The 2,202-nt window shown below is 73.5% G+C and carries 1 protein-coding gene; it reads left to right on the top strand.

Annotated elements, in window-relative coordinates; all coding sequences use genetic code 11:
* The coding region (locus tag ACFV1W_RS40495; protein WP_380422571.1) for a beta-ketoacyl synthase N-terminal-like domain-containing protein at nucleotides 1-2,202 on the top strand (2,202 nt) is incomplete at both ends.

Here is a 2,202-nt window from a genome sequence, read left to right as displayed (position 1 = left end):
TCGCCGGGCGGGGATGAGTCCGTTGCCGACCGGGCGCGGTCTCGAACTCCTGGACGTCGTGCTGGCGGCCGGCCTGCCCGTCGCCTCCCCGATGGTGCTCGACCTCGCCGCGTTCCGCACGGCTGACGCCACTGTCCCCGCCCTGCTGCGCGGGCTCGTCGGCGCGCCCGTCCGCCGTGCCGTCGCGAGCCGCGCCAGCGAGGCCGGCGGCGCCTCCGGCCTCGCCGCCCGGCTCGCCGGACTCTCGTCCAGCGAGCGGACGAACACCCTGATGGACCTGGTCCGCGGCCACGTCGCTGCCGTGCTCGGCCACGGCGACGGCCGGGCGATCGAACCGAAGCGGGCGTTCAAGGAGCTGGGCTTCGACTCGCTGACCGCGGTCGAGCTGCGCAACCGGCTCAACACCCTCACCGGACTGCGCCTGCCCGCGACCCTCACCTTCGACTACCCGACCCCCACCGCCCTCGTCGAGTTCCTGCTCGCCGAGACCTTCGGCAGCGAGACCGCTGTCGAGGACGCCGCAGTGGCCGTCCGGACGGCCGTGGACGACGAGCCGATCGCGATCATCGGCATGAGCTGCCGCTTCGCGGGCGGTATCGCCTCTCCCGAGGACCTGTGGCGGATGGTCCTGGACGGCGGCGAGGGCCTCACCCCGTTCCCGGCCGACCGCGGCTGGGACAACGAGGGGATCTTCGACGCGGACCCGTCGCGGGTCGGCACGACGTACGTGCGGGAGGGCGGCTTCGTCCCCGCGGGTGACTTCGACGCCGAATTCTTCGGGATCTCGCCGCGCGAGGCGCTGTCCATGGACCCGCAGCAGCGCTTGCTGCTGGAGGCGTCGTGGGAGGCGCTGGAGAGCGCCGGGATCGACCCGAACGAGCTGCGCGGCAGCCGGACCGGCGTGTTCGCCGGCGTGATGAACACCGACTACTTCCCGAGCCTCCAGGCCGTCCCCGAGGATTTGGAGGGCTACCTCAGCACGGGCACCTCCGGCAGTGTCGCCTCCGGTCGCGTGTCGTACGCGCTGGGTCTGGAGGGTCCGGCGGTGTCGGTGGACACGGCCTGCTCGTCGTCGCTGGTGGCCCTGCACCTGGCCGTGCAGTCGCTGCGGCGCGGTGAGTCCTCGCTCGTCCTCACCGGTGGTGTGACGGTCATGTCCACCCCGGAGACCTTCGTGGACTTCTCGCGGCAGCGCGGGCTGGCGCCCGACGGCCGGATCAAGGCCTTCGCGGCGGCGGCCGACGGCACGATCTGGGGCGAGGGCGCCGGACTGCTCGTGCTGGAGCGGCTGTCGGATGCTCGGCGTAACGGGCACAAGGTCCTTGCGGTGGTGCGGGGTTCGGCCGTCAACCAGGACGGTGCGTCGAACGGCCTGACGGCGCCGAACGGCCCGTCGCAGCAGCGGGTGATCCGGCAGGCGCTGGCGGACTCGGGCCTGTCCACGGGTGACGTGGACGTGGTGGAGGCGCACGGGACGGGTACGCGACTGGGCGACCCGATCGAGGCGCAGGCGCTGCTGGCGACGTACGGGCAGGGCCGTGAGGGCGGCGAGCCGCTCTGGCTCGGCTCGGTGAAGTCCAACATCGGCCACACCCAGGCAGCGGCCGGCGCGGCGGGCATCATCAAGATGGTGATGGCGCTGCGCGAAGGCGTCATGCCGCAGACCCTGAACGTCGACGCGCCCACGCCCGAGGTGGACTGGTCGGCGGGGTCGGTGGAGCTGCTGACCGAGGCGCGGGACTGGCCCGAGCTCGGGCGTCCGCGCCGGGCGGCGGTGTCCTCGTTCGGCATCAGCGGCACCAACGCGCACGTGGTGCTGGAGCAGGCTGCGGTGGAGGAGCCGGCGGAGGCGGCTGCGGTCACGGTCGACGCTCCGGTGCCGTGGGTGCTCTCGGGCAAGTCGGAGGCGGCGCTGCGGGCGCAGGCCGGGCGCCTGGCGGCGTTCGTCGGCGAGCGGCCGGAGCTGTCGCCGGTGGACGTCGGCTACTCGCTGGCGGTGGCGCGGGCGCGGTTCGACCACCGTGCCGTGGTGTCGGGTGCGAGCCGGGACGAGCTGCTCGCGGGCCTTTCCGCGCTGACCGCCGGGGCGGTCGTCTCCAGTGGTGCACTGGCGTTCCTGTTCACGGGGCAGGGCAGCCAGCGGTCGGGGATGGGCCGGGAGTTGTACGAGGCGTTCCCGGTGTTCGCGGCGGCCTTCGACGA

The organism is Kitasatospora sp. NPDC059648 (assembly GCF_042734825.1).
Lineage (GTDB): Bacteria > Actinomycetota > Actinomycetes > Streptomycetales > Streptomycetaceae > Kitasatospora.
This window is presented reverse-complemented; position numbering and strand designations above follow the sequence as displayed.